16 protein-coding genes are annotated in these 17,724 nt (G+C 54.7%); 6 read left to right on the forward strand and 10 right to left on the reverse strand.

All coding sequences use genetic code 11. The features are described 5' to 3' along the window. Nucleotides 1–97 precede the first annotated feature (97 nt). Entirely contained in the window at nt 98–823 is a 726-nt protein-coding gene (gene rpsB / locus IR141_RS01985; protein ID WP_135034014.1) for a 30S ribosomal protein S2, read from the reverse strand. Nucleotides 824–1,089: 266 nt separating this feature from the next. Continuing rightward, on the reverse strand, nt 1,090–1,290 hold the full coding sequence (locus IR141_RS01990) for a hypothetical protein (RefSeq protein ID WP_135034015.1): 201 nt from the start codon (nt 1,288–1,290) through the stop codon (nt 1,090–1,092). Nucleotides 1,291–1,737: 447 nt separating this feature from the next. On the opposite strand from IR141_RS01990, the gene IR141_RS01995 reads away from it, so the two are divergent. Then, nucleotides 1,738–2,283, forward strand: coding sequence for a gamma carbonic anhydrase family protein (locus IR141_RS01995; protein ID WP_135034016.1), 546 nt, complete (start codon nt 1,738–1,740; stop codon nt 2,281–2,283). Nucleotides 2,284–3,046: 763 nt separating this feature from the next. Continuing rightward, entirely contained in the window at nt 3,047–4,468 is a 1,422-nt protein-coding gene (locus IR141_RS02000) for a sodium:alanine symporter family protein (RefSeq protein ID WP_135034017.1), read from the forward strand. A gap of 400 nt (nt 4,469–4,868) precedes the next feature. Here the strand turns inward: IR141_RS02000 and IR141_RS02005 are convergent, their stop codons facing one another. After that, entirely contained in the window at nt 4,869–5,741 is an 873-nt protein-coding gene (locus tag IR141_RS02005) for a mechanosensitive ion channel family protein (protein WP_135034018.1), read from the reverse strand. A gap of 591 nt (nt 5,742–6,332) precedes the next feature. On the opposite strand from IR141_RS02005, the gene IR141_RS02010 reads away from it, so the two are divergent. Then, the gene (locus tag IR141_RS02010) at nt 6,333–6,584 is read left to right on the forward strand and encodes a BolA family protein (protein WP_135034019.1); all 252 of its coding nucleotides are present in this window, start codon (nt 6,333–6,335) and stop codon (nt 6,582–6,584) included. 367 nt (nt 6,585–6,951) lie between these two features. On the opposite strand, the gene sodA is transcribed toward IR141_RS02010, so the two are convergent. Then, nucleotides 6,952–7,569 carry a superoxide dismutase [Mn] gene (gene sodA / locus IR141_RS02015; protein WP_135034020.1) on the reverse strand — a complete coding sequence of 206 codons (618 nt, stop codon included), beginning with the start codon at nt 7,567–7,569 and terminating at the stop codon, nt 6,952–6,954. Nucleotides 7,570–7,964: 395 nt separating this feature from the next. Between sodA and IR141_RS02020 the strand changes: the two genes are divergently transcribed. Beyond that, nucleotides 7,965–9,815 (forward strand): BCCT family transporter, encoded by a 1,851-nt coding sequence (locus IR141_RS02020; protein WP_228068126.1) that lies wholly within the window; start codon nt 7,965–7,967, stop codon nt 9,813–9,815. Between the two features lie 172 nt (nt 9,816–9,987). On the opposite strand, the gene IR141_RS02025 is transcribed toward IR141_RS02020, so the two are convergent. From IR141_RS02025 to IR141_RS02050, 6 genes are all read right to left on the reverse strand, one after another. Next, nucleotides 9,988–10,236: a hypothetical protein gene (locus tag IR141_RS02025; protein ID WP_135034021.1), complete on the reverse strand. Its 249-nt coding sequence runs from the start codon at nt 10,234–10,236 to the stop codon at nt 9,988–9,990. After that, a complete protein-coding gene (locus tag IR141_RS02030) occupies nt 10,233–10,493 on the reverse strand; it encodes a hypothetical protein (RefSeq protein ID WP_135034022.1) in 261 nt (86 codons plus the stop codon). Before IR141_RS02030 ends, IR141_RS02025 begins: the two co-directional genes overlap by 4 nt. Next, nucleotides 10,468–10,656, reverse strand: coding sequence for a hypothetical protein (locus IR141_RS02035; RefSeq protein WP_135034023.1), 189 nt, complete (start codon nt 10,654–10,656; stop codon nt 10,468–10,470). Before IR141_RS02035 ends, IR141_RS02030 begins: the two co-directional genes overlap by 26 nt. Nucleotides 10,657–10,932: 276 nt before the next feature. After that, on the reverse strand, nt 10,933–11,688 hold the full coding sequence (locus tag IR141_RS02040; protein ID WP_135034024.1) for a J domain-containing protein: 756 nt from the start codon (nt 11,686–11,688) through the stop codon (nt 10,933–10,935). 445 nt (nt 11,689–12,133) lie between these two features. Beyond that, nucleotides 12,134–13,615 (reverse strand): aldehyde dehydrogenase family protein, encoded by a 1,482-nt coding sequence (locus tag IR141_RS02045; protein ID WP_135034025.1) that lies wholly within the window; start codon nt 13,613–13,615, stop codon nt 12,134–12,136. 243 nt (nt 13,616–13,858) lie between these two features. After that, entirely contained in the window at nt 13,859–14,851 is a 993-nt protein-coding gene (locus IR141_RS02050) for an extracellular solute-binding protein (protein ID WP_135034026.1), read from the reverse strand. Between the two features lie 183 nt (nt 14,852–15,034). Here IR141_RS02050 and IR141_RS02055 point away from each other — a divergent pair, with 183 nt between their 5' ends. Both IR141_RS02055 and IR141_RS02060 read left to right on the forward strand, forming a co-directional pair. After that, on the forward strand, nt 15,035–16,645 hold the full coding sequence (locus IR141_RS02055) for an iron ABC transporter permease (protein WP_135034027.1): 1,611 nt from the start codon (nt 15,035–15,037) through the stop codon (nt 16,643–16,645). Then, nucleotides 16,642–17,694: an ABC transporter ATP-binding protein gene (locus IR141_RS02060; RefSeq protein ID WP_135034028.1), complete on the forward strand. Its 1,053-nt coding sequence runs from the start codon at nt 16,642–16,644 to the stop codon at nt 17,692–17,694. The genes IR141_RS02055 and IR141_RS02060 overlap by 4 nt, the downstream gene beginning before the upstream one ends. Nucleotides 17,695–17,724 lie beyond the last annotated feature (30 nt).

The raw sequence follows: 17,724 nt of genomic DNA on the forward strand, positions 1-17,724 counted from the left end.
TGCTTGAGAACTATTTAGAGCCGTCTGAAAAGGTTTGCGGTGTTTTCAGACGGCCTGTTTTGGAAAAAGGGGCATACCGCCCCTTTTTCAACAAGCCTTATTCGGCTGCGGCTTGGGCGGCAGCGACCATTTCCTGCAAGGCCTGGTTTTTGCCTTCCAAAACGGCATCGGCAATGCCCCTGCAGTATAAGCGGATGGCTTTGGCGGAATCATCGTTGCCGGGGATCACGTATTTCACACCGTCCGGGCTGTTGTTGGTGTCCACCACGGCAATCACGGGGATGCCCAGCTTTTCGGCTTCGACCAGCGTGCCTTTCTGGTAGCCGGTGTCGATCACAAAAATGGCATCGGGCAGGCCCTTCATGTTTTTGATGCCGCCCAAAGAGCGTTCCAGTTTTTCAACATCGCGCTGCATTTCGAGGATTTCTTTTTTGCTGTAACCGCTTTCGGCAGCTTTTTCCAAAGCTGCGGTTTTTTCTTCCAGGCGTTTGATGGACTGTTTTACGGTTTTGTAGTTGGTGAGCATGCCGCCCAGCCAGCGGTAATCGACAAAAGGCATATCGGCGCGGGTGGCTTCTTCGCGCACGATTTCGCGGGCTTGGCGTTTGGTGCCGACAAACAGCACGGTGCCTTTGTTGGCAACCAAGCGGCGCACGGCTTCTTGAGCCTCTTGGAACAGCGGCAGGGTTTTTTCCAGATTGACGATGTGGATTTTATTGCGCGCGCCGAAAATGTATTGCTCCATTTTCGGGTTCCAGTAGCGGGTTTGGTGGCCGAAGTGAACGCCTGCTTCGAGCATTTGGCGCATGGTAACTTGAGACATGTTTTTCCTTTAAAGGGTTAAGGCATACACTTTCACGCATAGAACCGGCCCGGCAGCGGCACCCTTTCGCGTAAAGTGCGGGCGTTGTATCGATAAAAATGATAAAAAAGTTTTCATGAATGAAAACTGGCGGATTATATAAGATCAGAGGCCGTCTGAAAAGGGGGTTGCCGGATTGCGGATTAGGATTGGCAGAAACCCGATACCGCGTTGGTTTGCGCTGCCGCACTGTATTTGTACGGCCTGCCGTCCGGTTTCTGTTTGGGTTAATCCGCTCCGTTTTCCGCCTTATCTTCCTGCATTTTCATTGATTTGTTGCGCCGCCGCGTTTTCGCCGTCCAAAAGGCAAACAAACAGGGCATTACCGACCAAAACAGCAGGTAAATCAGGGCGCGTGCAATGCTTGGCTGGGCGGCGGCAAACAGCACGGTAACGAATAAATAGCCGATGGCAATGATGTGCCACATGTGTCGGTTCCTTGAAATCGGCGGTCTTGCGGGTTTCAGACGGCCTGATGCCGTTATCTCGGGCAGGGCAGCGGTGGTTTTTACGCTGTTTGGCGTTACAATGCATCGGGCACTTGATTATACGCCGAAGCATTTGGGCCGTCTGAACGGCTTTTACCGCCATTCACCATAAAAAATACAGCACTGCCCCGCTCAAACCCGAAGAGCGCGGTTTTGTCTGCCGCCGAAGCGGCGGCAACCCGTTTCCGTATTTTGGCAAACCCGCTTCATTTCCGGCGCAAGGCAGCCGGCCGCAGACAGTATGGACAGTACGGCAAAACCAAACCGTGCCGTAACCGAAATGGCAGGGGCGATATTGATACTGCCGGCCGTCTTGTTTTTTATTTTGAACCACTCCGCCCAATTTTTGCACACCACTTTTTTACACACCACCTTGAGGAGAACACCATGACCAACATCCGCCCTTATTTGGCGCATTATCCGAAAATCGACCCAAGCTGCTATATCGACCCGGCCGCTGCCGTTATCGGCGAAGTTTCGCTGGCCGAAAATGTGTCGGTGTGGCCGTTTGCGGTGTTGCGCGGCGATGTGAACCGCATCACCATCGGCGCGCGCAGCAATGTGCAGGATTTGAGTATGCTGCACGTTTCGCACAAAACGCCGGCCAAGCCCGCAGGCTCGCCGCTGGTTGTCGGCGAAGACGTTACCATCGGCCATAAAGCCATGCTGCACGGCTGCACCATCGGCAACCGTGTGCTGGTGGGCATGGGCACGGTTATTCTTGACGATGCGGTGGTTGAGGACGATGTGATGATAGGCGCAGGCAGCCTGGTTGCGCCGCGCAAACGGCTCGAGAGCGGTTATCTTTATGTGGGCTCGCCGGTGAAGCAGGTGCGCGCGCTCACCGATGAGGAAAAGGCGTTTTTGGTGTATTCGGCCGAACATTATATGCGGGTGTCGGCCAACTATAAAAACGCCGAATCCGGCCGATAACGGGCTGCCGGAATGGGCGTGATTGAGATTGAGGCCGTCTGAAAACAGTTTCCGCACTTTGATGCTTTCAGACGGCCTGAAAGGCAGCAAACCCCGGCGTTGTTACCCTTTCCGTTTTTTGCTGAAACAATGGCTTTGGATTTTTGAGGGTTGCCGAGAATGCCGGAAGCCACGGCACGGCCGCATCGTTTTTGGGCATATGCAAATTGCGAAACCCTTGTTTCAGCAAAAAACACAAGCTGTTTGGTATTTTGGTATTGGGTATTAAAAATCAAACAACCCGGCCTTATCCGACACCCCAACATTCAAAAACACCGCAAGAACTTTATTTGCCCGCACCGGCTCCGCAAGCCCGCTGCGCCGTCCCTCGCAGTCGCGAACCCCGGTGTTATCATTGGGATATTTGTTTCATCCCTGCTTCACTATTTTTTCATCACCAAGCCCCGCTTGGGCGGGAATAGCGGTATTGACGGCTTTCAGACGGCCTGAAAGTATCTGCACAACCCATGCCTCTGCCGGGATATGCCATGCCCGGGCGGAAAACCGGTATGTTTATGTTCAAGCTTCGATTTTTTAACCGGTTTTCCGGCAGCACCGGGGCTGTTTATCTGCGGGCTGTTGATATAGGGCTTTCATTTTCAAAAGATTAATCAAAATCCTGCGTAAAATTTTCGCTATTTCCGCAAAGGCTATATTAGAATGCGCCTTGCTTTCAGACGGCCTCTTGCCGTTTGGGAAAACATCAAAAGAAAGAAGAGCTTTTATGAATATTCAATCGTTTCATGATTTGGTCAATGCCGTCAGCGGCCCTTTGTGGGAAGGGTTGATTTTTCTGTTGGTCGGCACCGGCCTGTTTTTCACGCTGGCTACGGGTTTTGTGCAGTTTCGGCTGTTCGGCCACAGCATCAGGGAAATGCTGGGCGGCCGCAAAAAAGATACGCCGGACGGCATCACGCCGTTTCAGGCCTTTGTTACCGGCCTGGCCAGCCGCGTGGGGGTGGGCAATATTGCCGGTGTGGCGATTGCGATTTCGCTGGGCGGCCCCGGCGCGGTATTTTGGATGTGGGTAACCGCGCTGATCGGCATGAGCTCGGCTTTTGCCGAGTCTTCGCTGGCGCAGCTGTTTAAAATCCGCGACCATAAAAGCGGCCATTTCCGCGGCGGCCCGGCATATTACATCTCGCAGGGCATGGGGCAGAAGTGGCTGGGCGTTTTGTTTGCCTTGAGCCTGATTTTCTGTTTCGGTTTGGTTTATGAAGCGGTTCAGGCCAATTCTATTGTGGCGGCAGCCGAAGTGGCCTGGGGTTGGAACAAACACGCCGTGGGTGTGGGGCTGGTGATTCTGACCGCGCCGATTATTTTCGGCGGCATCCGCCGCGTAGCGCATGTTGCCGAGGCAGTGGTGCCCATTATGGCAGTGCTTTATCTGTTGATGGCGCTTTATATCATGGCGGTGAATATCAGCGAAGTGCCGCGCGTGTTCGGCCTGATTTTCAGCACCGCGTTTGATTTCAAAGCGGCCGGCGGCGGCCTGCTCGGCTCGATGATTTCTGCGGCCATGATGAACGGCATCAAACGCGGCCTGTATTCCAACGAGGCCGGCCAGGGTTCCGCCCCGAATGCGGCGGCGGCGGCTGATGTGAAACACCCGGTGTCGCAGGGTATGATTCAGATGCTGGGCGTGTTTATCGACACATTAATCGTGTGTTCGTGCACGGCGTTTATCCTGCTGCTCTCCGATGTGCATACCGCCGGCTCCACGCTCACCGGCGTGCAGCTCACCCAGGCCGCGCTGGTTTACCACGTTGGCGCATGGGGTGCGGATTTTCTGGCGGTTGTGCTGTTTCTGTTTGCGTTTTCAACCATTATCGGCAACTACGCCTATGCCGAGTCGAATATCCAATATCTCAACAACCATTGGCTGCTGATGGCGGTATTCCGTATGGCGGTGTTGGGCATGGTGTATTTCGGCGCGGTAAACAGCGTGCCGCTGGTGTGGGATATGGCCGACCTGACAATGGGCACGATGGCATTAATCAACCTGATTGCGATTCTGGCACTCAGCCCGCTGGTGTTCCTGCTGTTGAAAGATTATTCGGCCAAGCTGAAACTGGGCAGAGAACCGGAATTCAAGCTCTCCGAACACCCCGGCCTGAAACGCCGCATTAAATCCGATATTTGGTAAGCGGCATCTGCCTGCAAAAACCGCCCGCAATACACTGCGTTTGAAGGCAGTTGGTTGCGGGCGGTTTTCTTGCCGAATCTGCTGTCAAGCACTCAAGCGGGTTCAAACCCAGGCAGAGTCTGTGAGGCCGTCTGAAATATCCGGATACCGTGATGCCCTCTCAAAAGCCACGGAAAGAATGCTTTGGAAAGCAACGCCTTGCGGATTTTGTAAGCTGTTGCGCATCCACTTGATTGACGTTAGGCATGGCTGCGGCCTGCGCCTTGCGGCGGAGCTGGAGCGGATTCGCTATAGGCCGTCTGAAACATTCGGACGGCCGTGGTTCCCGCTCTCTAAAAACCACAGAAACACTTTCAAAACAGATAATTATAATCTTTGCAGACAGCTTGGTTATTGGCTTTCACGAAGATTCCGACCCGCCGCTGCCGGCGGGATTGAGCAGGCGGTATTGCACGCGGATAAATTCGTCCAACACCGACTGCTGTATTTCCAGCCGCCGCTGCACCGGCGAGGCAAAGCGCACCACAATATTGTAAACCTTGTCATCGCGCGGCACGCGGGTGATGCGCGGCTCGGCGGCGGGCGTGATAAACAGCTTTTGCGTCTGCACCGCCTCCAAATGCCGGTCGATTGCCTTGATATAAGGCGCGCACAGGCGTTCGAGCTGCTTCTCGAGCGCGGGAACAATGGCATCGGAATCCAAATGAATCGGCACCGGGATTTCAAACGTGTGAATCACATAAATATCCAGCACGTTGTCGCGCTGCACCGAATACGACAGCAGCAGGCTGTTGGGAAACGACACGGTTTTGCCGCTCAACTGCCCCACCAGCGGATTGGGACCTATCTGCATCATCAGCGTGTTGAGCAGGTTGATATCGACCACCCGCCCGCGCAGGCCGTTGACTTCGATATAGTCGCCCACCGAATATTGTTTGGTCGATGCCCTCAGCAGGCTGCCCGACAAACACATAATCAGCTCTTTGGTGGCCAGCACGATGGCGGCGGCCACGGCAAACATCGACAACGCCAGCGTTTGAATCTGCGCCGCCCAGATAATCACCAGCCCGAACACCGCCATAATCAGGGTAATGTTGCGGCTGGTTACCACCCAGCGGCGTTTTTCTTCGATTTCCATCGAGGGGTTTCTGCGGAAATGCGCCTGAAGCACCACGCCGCGCAGCAGCAGTATGCCGACAATCATAACGGCCGATTCCAGCACCTCTGCCTTCACCGGGCCGTTTTGAATATATTGGTTGAATGTTTCCCACATTGTTGTTTGGTGCCCCCCAAATGATGTTTTCAAACGGACCGGCGGCCTTTGCAAAACATCTTCAGGCCGTCTGAAAAGCTTAAATACCGTTTGCCCGCGTAAGCAGAATCCGGATAATAAAAAATATCGATTAAACCCACCCCCGCGCCAAACGCCCGGCTGCGCCGAAACGGCAGCAGGTAAAATCCTTACAGCGTTTTTGCATGCTGCAAAAATTCCGGCCTTTATTATAAGGCCGAGACCTTTGCAAAAATACCCTTCATGCCGTCTGAAATGCTCAAGCCCTCATTCCCGCGCCGGCGGGAATCCGGCCTCAAAACCGTTAAGTATTTTATTTCAATAACTTGCAAAAAACAGCCGGGTGCCGCAGGCGGAAATGGCGATAGTGGAAGATTTCAGACGGCCTGAATGGATTTTCAAAGACCCCGGGCCCTCTGAAAAATAATGAAGCGGCAAACCGGCAACCGTTGCAGATTCACCCTGCTTTTGCGGCGGCGGCCTGCCGCCCTGTGTTGAAAATGCGCCAATCCGCTATATAATGCCCGCATTTTACAGGCACCCCGTGCCGCCAAAAATTTCAAAGGAACCGCCATGCTCAGCCCCGAACAAGTAAAAACCATGATTGAAACCGTGGTGCCGTGCGAATATGTGGAGGTGGAAGGCGACGGCCACCATTTTTTCGCCCGCATCGTTTCCTCTGCATTTGAAGGCAAACCCCGCCTCGCCCGCCACCGCCTGATTAAAGACGGCCTGGCGGAACAGCTCGCCAGCAACGAGCTGCACGCGCTCTCGATTGCCGCAGCCGCCACCCCCGCCGAATGGGCGCAAAAGCAGCCCGGTTGAGGCTTGGCATATCGGGCATTGTTTGCACTTTTCATTTTTGCCCGCCCCCCCACTTCCCGAATCCCTGTTTGGAGATTTTTTAGGGCAGCCGCAAATGTCGAAAGCGCGGTAACGCCGCATCATTTCGGGCATAGGCCAAACCGCCGGCGCCGGCAAAACAAAAACCTTGCGGTAGCGCAGGTGAAAGCAGACCGGCCTTTTCCGGCAGGCAAAATGTCCGAAAGCCGTCTGAAAGGGTGCAATGCCGCCACCGTGCCGTCAGATAAATTTCCGTGGTGTTTTTTGATTATTGCAAAAGTTGGGGTTGGATTGTCGAAAGGCCGTCTGAAATATTTTTTCAGACGGCCTTCTGCATGGGTGCGGCAGGTTATTGGGATTCGAAACGTTTGGCGGCTTCGTCCCAGTTTACCACGTTCCAAAATTCTTTGATGTAGTCGGGGCGGCGGTTTTGGAATTTCAGATAGTAGGCGTGTTCCCACACGTCCAAACCGATAATCGGATAACCTTTGCAGCCGGCAACGGCTTCGCCCATCAGCGGGGTGTCTTGGTTGGGGGTGGACACCACTTTCAAGCGGCCTCCGTCTGACACCAGCCATGCCCAGCCCGAGCCGAAACGGCTTGCGGCGGCCTTTTCAAATTCGGCCTTGAATGCATCGACCGAGCCGAAATCGCGCTCGATGGCTGTTTTCAGCGCGCCTTTCAGTTCGGTGCCTTTTTTCAGGTTTTTCCAGAAAAAGGTGTGGTTTACGTGGCCGCCTGCATTGTTGCGCAGCACGGTTTGTTTGTCGGCGGGCAGCTCGCTCAGGCGTGAAACCAGCTCTTCGGGGCTGAGTGCGGCAAATTCGGGCAGCGATTCCAGCGCGGCATTGGCGTTGTTCACATAAGCCTGATGGTGTTTGCTGTGGTGGATATTCATGGTTGCTTCGTCAAAATGCGGCTCGAGCGCATCGTAGGCATAGCCGAGTTCGGGCAGGGTGTAGGCCATGGTGTTCTCCTTAACATGGGATTCAAAACGGTAAGCTCGAAAACGTGCGGGCACGCTCCGGCAGATTGCTGATACTAGCCAATTATCGGGCGGTGCTGCAAGCGGGAAAGCCCTTATGGTTTGCGGGGTTTTTGATTCTGATTCGGTGATGGTTCAGACGGCCTGCCAGATCCGGGCAAGTTTTTAATAAATTTGTTATTTTTGTTTAAATTCAAAACACTATGGTTTAAATATGATGGCGGCACGTTGATTTTTGTTTACAAACTGTTCATTTTATTATAAAAAACATTCTTACCTTTCCGGCTTCCGCATGAAAATAACGATATCCTGCACCAGGAAGCCCTCAGCGAAAACCGACATTGCACTCACGACATAACCAAATTAAGGAGCCAACATTGTCTGTTCACAAGCAAAATCCCAACCCGTCCGACCCCAAGCGCATCGAGTTCCGCTATAAGCCCGCACGCCGCCAGATGTCTTACCGGCATTTGGGCATGTTTGATGCCGATAAGAATTTCCGCCCGCACGGCGCAACAGCCACACCCGACACCCGCATCGACACATTCACGTTTTTCGGTGTGTTGGTGATTCTGTTTGCCATTACCGTGCCGCTGGTGGTGTTTCCGCAGCAGGGTGCCGACTGGGTGGCGGTTACCAAATCTTTCGTTACCGGCAAGCTCGGTGTGGGCTATTTGGCCTTCGGCGTGCTGGCGTTTATTTTTGTAGTTTATATTTCGTTTTCCGACATCGGCAACATCAAACTGGGCAAGCCCGAAGACGAGGTGGAGTTTAAAACCGGCTCTTGGGCGGCGATGATGTTTTGCGGCGGCATCGGCTCGGGCGTGATGTATTGGGGCATCGTGGAATGGGTGTATTACTGGCAAGGGCCGCCGTTCGGGCTGGAGCCGGGCTCGCCCGATGCCGTGCGCTGGGCCAGCACCTACGGCCTGTTTCACTGGGGGCCTGTGGCTTGGGCGATTTATCTGGTGCCTTCGGTGGCCATCGCCTATTTCGCCCATGTGCGCAATTCGCCCGTGTTGAAAGTGAGCCAAAGCCTGATGCCGCTCTTGGGCGAACGCTTTACCAAAAGCAACTGGGGCAAGCTGATAGACGTGTTTTTCGTGTTCGGCATGATAGGCGGCGGCGCCACTTCGCTGGGGCTGGCCTCGCCGATGATAGGCGAAGGGCTCTATGAGCTGTTCGGCATCGCCAACAGCCTGGGCACCCAGCTGGTGGTGCTGCTGATCACCACTTCTATCTTTGCCTATAGCGCCTACCAGGGCTTGCGCGGCGGCATTCAAAAGCTCTCCAACATCAATTTTTATCTCGCCATTGCCTTTTTGGTGTTTGTGCTGTGTGTGGGGCCTACAGTATTTATTTTAAATGTGGGGCTGGAAAGCCTCGGCCGTTCGCTTACCCAAATGGCAGCCATGATGACTTGGACGGAATCGTTTGCCGGTTTTGAGCAACAGGGTTTCAAAAATACCGGCTTTCCCAAAGACTGGACGATTTTCTACTGGGCGTGGTGGCTGGTGTTTGCCCCCACCATCGGCCTGTTTATCGCCAAAATCTCCAAAGGCCGCACCATCCGCCAGATGACCGTAGGCTCGATGTTTTACGGCTCGCTCGGCTGTGCGGTGTTTTTCATTATTTTGGGCAACTACGGCATGTATCTGCAACTAACCGGCGCGCTTGATGTGGTGTCGGTGTTGAACGACAAAGGCGCCACCGCCGCCATCTTTGCCGTGTTGAACACCCTGCCCATGGCCAAATTTGTAATCGGCGTGTTTATCGTGTTGGCCGTGCTCTTTACCGCCACCACTTTCGACAGCATTTCCTACATTCTCGCCTCAGTGGTGCAAAACGAAGTGGACGGCGAACCGCACCGCTGGAATCGTCTGTTTTGGGCATTTACCCTGTGCATACTGCCTGCCGCACTGATGTTTATCGGCGACCTTGCCACCCTTCAGACGGCCTCTATCTTTGCCGGCGCACCCTTGCTGGTGATCATGAGTATGCAGATGCTGGCCGTGATTAAAGCCGCAAAATACGATCTGCACTACCAACCCGATTATTCGCTGAGAACCATCCACATCGAAGAAATACCTGCCAATGCCCCGTGGGAACGCGGCGAAACCACCCAGGCTCCCGAAGGCTCGGTGTTGGCGCAACAGGCGGTGTATGAAGAACTGCGCCAAAGCAGCGGCGAAGAAGAAGCCTCTAAAGACAAAAACAGCCGAATCTGAAAAGAGGCCGTCTGAAAAAACCTCCCCAAGCAGCAGAAACAGCATATTGCCGCTTGGGGATGATTGCGGATTAAATCAAACAAAAGCAAGGCGGCCGCCCTGCCCCATAGTTGCTGCAAACGGCTATGGTTCGGCAAAGCAGGCCGATGCCCCATATTTTAAAGCCGTTTTTTCATATTTCGTTTCCGACTCCGTCTATCAGCCATTTTCCCTTTGATTTGATTAATCTCAGTTTCACTTCGATATTGACGGGTTTGCCGTCTGCGTGCACGGCAAATTCAGGTTTTACATTATCCCGCAACACCATGATTCCGGTTTTCCCATTCCGGTTTTTTACTTTGAAATCAAAATGTTCGGGAGAAACATCCAATAATGCCGCGCCCAGTAACGCATCATATTCAATGCCTCTGTATTGATTCAAAAGCTTTCTTTCCGATTTGGAAAGTTTTTTGTTTTCAAGAGCTTGTTCTGACAATTCCAACGCCCTGCTTCTTCCCTATATTCAATGCCTCTGTATTGATTCAAAAGCTTTCTTTCCGATTTGGAAAGTTTTTTGTTTTCAAGAGCTTGTTCTGACAATTCCAACGCCCTGCTTCTTCCCTGATAAGTTTTGCGGAAATTTTCCGTAACAGGTAAAGACAGCCGGTGCTTTTCATGGATACGGCCTTTTATAATCATTGATAAATTTTTCGGCTATTGTTGCCGCTTCGTTTTTCTGCCTGACGCTGATGCTTTTACCATCATTTTTTCCCATCGGTTTTTGCGCCGGAATTTCCGCACCCGCCACCGTTATCCATCTGAATATCAGGCATAAGCCCATGCCGGTTTTCAGCTTGTTCATTTGCTGCTCCTGTGTTTTATGATCGGCATTCATGCTGCGGTTTCAACATTAAAAAATTATTTCAAAGCAAACGCCCGACCTCCCAACGCCAACCGACCATATTGCCCGGCCGCCTTTCAGACGGCCGGCAAACCGTTTTTTTCAATCCCAAACCCGGCAACGCCGCAGCGGTTCACGCTGTCTGAAAGATCCTGCAATCACTGCATAAATCTGAAATCACGGGAGCTTTCTAATCCATCATTGCACCCATTGCACCCGAGCGGCTTTCAGACGGCCTCACGGCACATCGGCACGGCTGTTTTCCAGCCGCACCGCCGCCGCTTGGTTTTGGCCGTCTGAAAGCGTGAAAGCGGCATTTTTCCAACTGCCGCCCTCCGGCGGGCGGTAGCGGACGCGGTAGCTGCCCGGGGGCAGTTTGAATGCGGTAAAGTCTGCTCGCGGGGGGATATAGATAGTGCGGACGGCACTGTTGCCGCGTTCGTGATAAACCTGCACCAACACCGCAGAGCGGTTGGCGCGGTTGTCGATTTTCACCATGCCGTTGCCCGTTTCGGCCAACACGGGGTAGCCGGCCATATATTGCGCAAATTCGGGATAACCGGCCGGAGCGGTGTCGGCGCGTACAACGGGCATATCGGCGGCGGCTTCGCGCTGCCGGCCGGCCAGCAGGAACAGTCCGCCGATTAAGGCGGCAAAAACCAGCAGCCCCAGCCACAAACGCCGCGCACGAAGGGCTTGGGCAAACAGGCCGGGGTTAGGGGGGCGGTTTGGCGGCATCGGTGAAGAAACCGGCTGCCCGCGCTCTGTGTGTGCGGCAATCCACTCATCGTGGGCGCGCCGCTGCCCGGGGTCGGACAGCACGGCATACGAGCGGTTCACCAAACTCATGATGCGGCCGGCATCGGGATTGTCGCGGTTTTGGTCAGGGTGGTATTTTTTGCACAGCGAACGGTAGGCGGCACGAATCACCTCAATCGGCGCATCTTGCGCCACCTTGAGGTTGTCGTAATGGGTGCGTATGCGCTTCGACATCCTGCCCGCCGTATGGAGATGGAAAGCCGTGATTATATTCAATTTTCGGCCAAAACAGGTGGTATATCGGATAAAAGGCCGATGCCTTTGTCAAAATGCCTTCAGGCCGTCTGAAAACGGTTTCAGACGGCCTTGTTGCAACATAGATGCTTCTCAAATGCCCGGGAAGCAAATTTAATACACGCCCCGCGCCCTTCGCTGTGCAGAGGGAATCGGGATGAAAAAATATTAAAATCTCAGTTAAACAATTGCTGATAAACCAAACGTTTGATTTTTCGTCTGTGCGCGGGGCAGCTCAGCAGGCTTGCGAAAACAATGGCGGCAGATAAGCGTTTTGCCAAGTTTGTCTTGCCGTGCTTTTTGGATTTTCCAACGATTCAGGCCGTCTGAAAACGGTTTCAGACGGCCTTGTTGCGGGCTGATACTTCACATGCGGAAAACGGCCTTAATACATGCCCTCGCGCTCTTCGCGGGTGCTGATGTAGATGTTTTTCACCTGGGTATAGGCGGCCAGCATCATTTTGTGGGTTTCTCGGCCGATGCCGGAGGTTTTATAGCCGCCGAACGGTGCGCCTGCGGGCAGGCGGTTGTAGCAGTTTACCCAAACGCGGCCGGTTTCCAGCGCGCGCGATACGCGCAGGCAGCGGTTGATGTCTTTGCTCCATACCGCGCCGCCCAAGCCGTATTCGGATTCGTTGGCCATTTTCACCACTTCCTCTTCGGTTTTAAACTTAATCACAGTGGCCACCGGGCCGAAGATTTCTTCTTGCGACACGCGCGCATCGTTGCTGTCGGCGGCAATCAGCGTGGGTTCGACAAACTCGCCTTTGGCCAGGCTGCCTTCCACCTTCTTGCCGCCGGTGATGATGCGGCAGCCTTCCTGCTGGCCGATTTTCACATAGTTCAGAATGGTTTCCACCTGGTTGGCGTTTACTTGCGCGCCCATTTGGGTGTCGTCTTCCCACGGCAGGCCGACTTTCACTTTTTTAAATTCTTCGGCAAGGGCAGCAACGAATTTATCGTAAATGCCTTCCTGCACGAAAATGCGCGAGCCGGCGCAGCACACTTGGCCCTGGTTGAACAAAATGCCTTTTTGCGCGCCTTCGAGGGCTTTGTCGAAAGGCATGTCGTCAAAGAAGATATTGGCCGATTTGCCGCCCAACTCGAGCGTGGCGGGAATCAGCATTTCTGCGGCGGCGATGCCGATGCGGCGGCCCACGGCGGTGGAGCCGGTAAACGCCAGCTTGTTGAAGCCTTTGTGATGCAGCATATATTCGCCGGATTTCGAGCCTTTGCCGGTGATGATGTTGAGCACGCCTTTAGGCAGCAGGTGGTTCACTTTTTGGGCAAACGAGAGCAGGCTCAGCGAAGTGCTCGAAGAGGGGTGGATAACGATGGTGCAGCCGGCGGCCAGCGCGGGGGCGATTTTCCAGGCGGCCATCAGGAAGGGGAAGTTCCACGGGATAATCTGACCGACCACGCCGATAGGCTCGCGCAACACGATAGACAAATCCTCTTCATCGAGCTGGTTGCAGGTGCCTTCTTCGCCGCGTATCACGCCGGCAAAATAACGGAAGTGGTCGGCAGCCAGCGGAATATCGGCGGCACGCGTTTCGCGTATGGGTTTGCCGTTGTCCAGCGTTTCCTGCAGGGCGAACAGCTCGGCGTTTTCATCGATAACATCGGCGATTTTGTTGAGAATGGCGGCGCGCTCGGCAGCGGTGGTTTTGCGCCAGGTTTTGAATGCCTGCTGTGCGGCGGCCACGGCGGCATCCACATCTTCATCGGCAGCATCGATAAACTTGGCCAACGCCCCGCCGTTGGCGGGGTTGTATGAAACCATGGTTTCGCCTTTGCTGCCTTTGGTCCACTCACCGTTAATCAGCAGGCCGTATTCTTGATCAAACACATTCAGATTTTTTGCCATGATATTTCTCCTGGTTTTTTGGGGATAAGCCTAGGTCTTGGGGTGCAGAATAATATTTTTTGCGGTCGGATTCAAGCGTTACCGCCCATAATGTTTTGAAGTGCTTGCACCAAGATGGTTATGGATCGTTGTGTTTTATTGTGTGTTTGGCTGACAAGGTGAAAAGCAAGGCCGGGTAAAAGGCCGTCTGAAAAACTTTCAGACGGCCTTTTCATCAAAAAATGCCCGGTTTGAAAGCAAACCTTATTTATATCCGGCCTGCTTCATCAGCATCACGGCTTTTTTCTGGTTGCTGCCGGCCACAGATACATTAATGATGTCTTGCTTGAATCTGCCCCATTTGGCTACTTTCGGGTCGGGGCTGATTTTCGGATTGGCGGGATATTCGTGGTTGAGGTCGGCAAACAGGTTTTGCGCCTCGCTGCCGCTGAGCCATTCGATAAATTTCTGCGCTTGGGCGGCTTTTTTGCTGTGTTTGGCCACGCCTGCACCGGATACGTTTACATGGGTGCCTTTACCCTGTTGGTCGGCAAAAAATACGCCGATGGGCAGATTGGGCTTTTTATCCGACAAACGGCCGAAATAATAAGTGTTGGCAATGCCCACATCACAGCGGCCTTCGCCGATGGCCTCCAGCAGGGAGGTGTCGTCCGGAAAAGGTTGGGCAGCGAGGTTGGCCACCCAGCCTTTAACGGTTTGCATGGTTTTGGCCTGGCCTTGGTTGGCAATCATGGTGCCGACCAAAGATTGGTTATACACGTTGTTGGAGGTGCGCAAACACAGGCGGCCTTTCCATTTGGGGTCGGCCAGTGCGGCATAGGTGGAAAGCTCGGCCGGCTTCACTTTGGCGGTGTTGTAGAAAATGGTGCGGGCGCGCACGGAAAGGCCGTACCAATGGTTTTTGGGATCGCGCAGGCTGGCAGGAATATTGCCTTTGAGCACGGCAGAATCAATCGGACGCAGCAACCCCATCTGGGTGGCCTGCCACAGGTTGCCGCCATCAACGGTGATAAACACATCGGCAGGGCTGTTGCTGCCTTCGGCTTTGAGCTTTTCCATCAAGGGGCCGGCTTTATCGTTTACCAGCTTGATGTTTACGCCGGTTTTTTTCTGATAGGCTTCGGCCACGGGGCGCAGCAGGTTGTCGGCGCGCGAAGAATACACCACCAGCTCCTCGGCAAACGCAGGCGCGGCTGCCAGCAGGGCAACAGAAACGGCAAGGGCTTTTTTCATCATGATTTTCTCTTTCTATATAGTTACTTAAAATATTTTTATACTGCAGGGGCTATTCTAAATGACATTCCGCATCATAACAATATAAATTATCATTTATTGCTGTATTTGCTTGTTTGGTTTGCATTCTGAAGCAGCGGCAACGATAATACGCGCTGTTTTTTAGCTGAGGCCGTCTGAAAAGTTATGAGTAGCCCTGCATTCAAACTGCTGCCGCGTTTGTGGCTGGCGGCCTGCATTGCGTCTGTTGTGATCCCGCTGGCTGTGATTGTGGCAGCCTTGGGAGAATTTGACGCTGAAATTTGGGCATTTCTGCTCGAATACCAACTGCCCGAGCTGCTGAAAAACACGCTGTGGCTGGTGGCGGGCGTGGGTGCCGGCACGGCAGTGTTGGGCACCACAGCGGCATGGCTGACCGCGATGTATGATTTTCCGCTGCGGCGTTTTTTCTTTTGGGCGATGATGCTGCCGCTGGCCGTGCCGGCTTATGTGTTGGCGTTTACCCAAATCGGTTTGTTTGACTACAGCGGCCCGCTCAACAGCTGGATGCGCACGCATTACGGCATCGTGCAGCTTTTTCCCGATATCCGCAACGGTGCCGGGCTGGCTGCGGTGATGAGCCTCACCTTTTATCCCTATGTTTACCTGCTGGCGCGCAATGCTTTTTCCAGCATGGGGCAGCGCGCACTCGAAGCCGGCGCATCGTTGGGGCTTTCGCCCGTGCGCGCATTTTTCAGGCTGGCGCTGCCGATGGCGCGGCCGTGGATTGCCGGCGGCGTGATTTTGGCGCTGATGGAAGTGTTGGCCGATTTCGGCACCGTTTCCGTGTTTGGCTATGACACCTTCACCACCGCCGTTTATCAGGCCTGGTTCGATTTTTACTCGCTCGAAACCGCCAAACAGCTCGCCGCCCTGCTGATTGCGCTGGTGTTCGTGTTGCTGGCGCTCGAGCAGCTCGGCCGCGGCAACCGCCGTTTCAGCCAGCCGGGCAAGGCGCAGCAACACCGCCGCAGGCCGCTTTCAGACGGCCGCAAATGGCTGGCAACACTCTATTGCAGCCTGATTCTGACTTTTGCCTTTCTGATTCCGCTGGTGCAGCTGGGCTTTTGGGCATACGAAACCCGCAACGACGGCTTTAATACCACCCTGTGGCTCAACGCCTGGCATTCGTTTGCCGCCGGCCTGGCCGCCGCCCTGCTCACCGCCGCTGCCGCCCTGCTGCTGGCATTGGCCAAACGCGCCGACAAAAGCCGCTTTGCCGCCGTGGCCGCCCGCATTGCCACGCTGGGTTACGGCATTCCCGGCACCGTGCTGGCAGTGGGCGTGTTTGTGCCGGTGGCGTGGTTCGACAATGTATTGATTAGCTATCTCAAACTACCCGAAGGCACCACTGCCGTTTTCAAAGGCACCCTGGCCGTGATGCTGGCCGCCTACCTGATTCGTTTTCTGGCGGTGGCTTATGCAGCGGTGGAAGCCGGTTTGGAACGCATCAGCCCCTCGCAGGCCGAAGCAGCGCGCTCGCTGGGCTGCACCGGAGCCGGCGTGTTGCGGCGGATTTATCTGCCGCTGCTCAAAGGCTCGCTCGGAACAGCAGTGTTGATGGCATTTGTCGATATCATGAAAGAAATGCCGATAACGCTGATGACGCGCCCCTATGATTGGGACACCCTGGCCGTGCGCGTTTACATGTTTACCATCGAAGGGCAATACGCCAACGCCGCGCTGCCGGCACTGCTGATTGTTTTAACCGGCCTGGTTCCCGTTATCCTGTTTTCGCGCACGGAGCAAAACCCATGATTTTAAACGTTTCGCAACTGAGCCTCTCATTCGGCGCCAAGCCCGTGCTGCAGGATTTCGGATTTAAGCTGGCAGAAGGCGAAATCGCCTGCCTGCTGGGCCACTCCGGCTGCGGCAAAACCACCGCCCTGCGCGCGATAGCCGGCTTCGAGCAGCCAAACAGCGGCAGCATCACCCTCAAAGGGCAAACCCTTTCAGACGGCCGCAGCTTCACGCCGCCGCACCAACGCCGCATCGGCATGGTATTTCAAGACTACGCCCTGTTCCCCCATCTCACCGTAGCGCAGAATATCGCCTTCGGGCTGAGCGGGCAGAGCGCCGCCGCACAAGCGCAGCGCGTTAACGGGCTGCTGGCGCTCACCGGCCTGCCCGAATACGGCAACCACTATCCCCACCAACTCTCCGGCGGCCAGCAGCAGCGCGTTGCACTCGCACGCGCACTCGCGCCCAAGCCCGGCCTGATTCTGCTGGACGAACCGTTTTCCAACCTCGATGCCGATTTGCGCGCCCGCCTGTCCAAAGAAGTGCGCCAACTGCTCAAGCAGGAACAAACCAGTGCCGTTTTGGTTACCCACGACCAGCAGGAAGCCTTCGCCATGGCCGACAAAATCGGCATCATGCACGAAGGCCGTCTGAAACAGTGGGATACCCCCTACAACCTCTACCACCGCCCCGCCGATGCCCACACCGCCCGCTTTATCGGCACCAGCGTGATGCTGCGCGGCCGGGTAAGCGGCACAAACTGCGTGAAGCTGACCGTGGGCGAATTCTGCGGCACCGTGCCTTTGGGCTGCCAAAGCTGCACCGAAGTAGATGTATTAATCCGCCCCGACGACATCGTACACCACCACAACAGCCCCATCACCGCCGAAGTGCTCGACAAAGATTTCAAAGGCAGCCACTTCATCTACACGCTCAAGCTCGACAGCGGCGAAACCGTGCCCGCACACATCGGCGGCCACCACGACCATCCCATCGGCAGCCGCATCGGCATCCGCATGGAAATCCAAGACCTCATCGCCTTCCCCGCAGAAAATCAGGCCGTCTGAACACCCCCGCGCAGCCCGGCGTGCATTCCA

It is taken from the genome of Neisseria sp. 19428wB4_WF04 (assembly GCF_015235335.1).
GTDB lineage: Bacteria > Pseudomonadota > Gammaproteobacteria > Burkholderiales > Neisseriaceae > Neisseria > Neisseria musculi.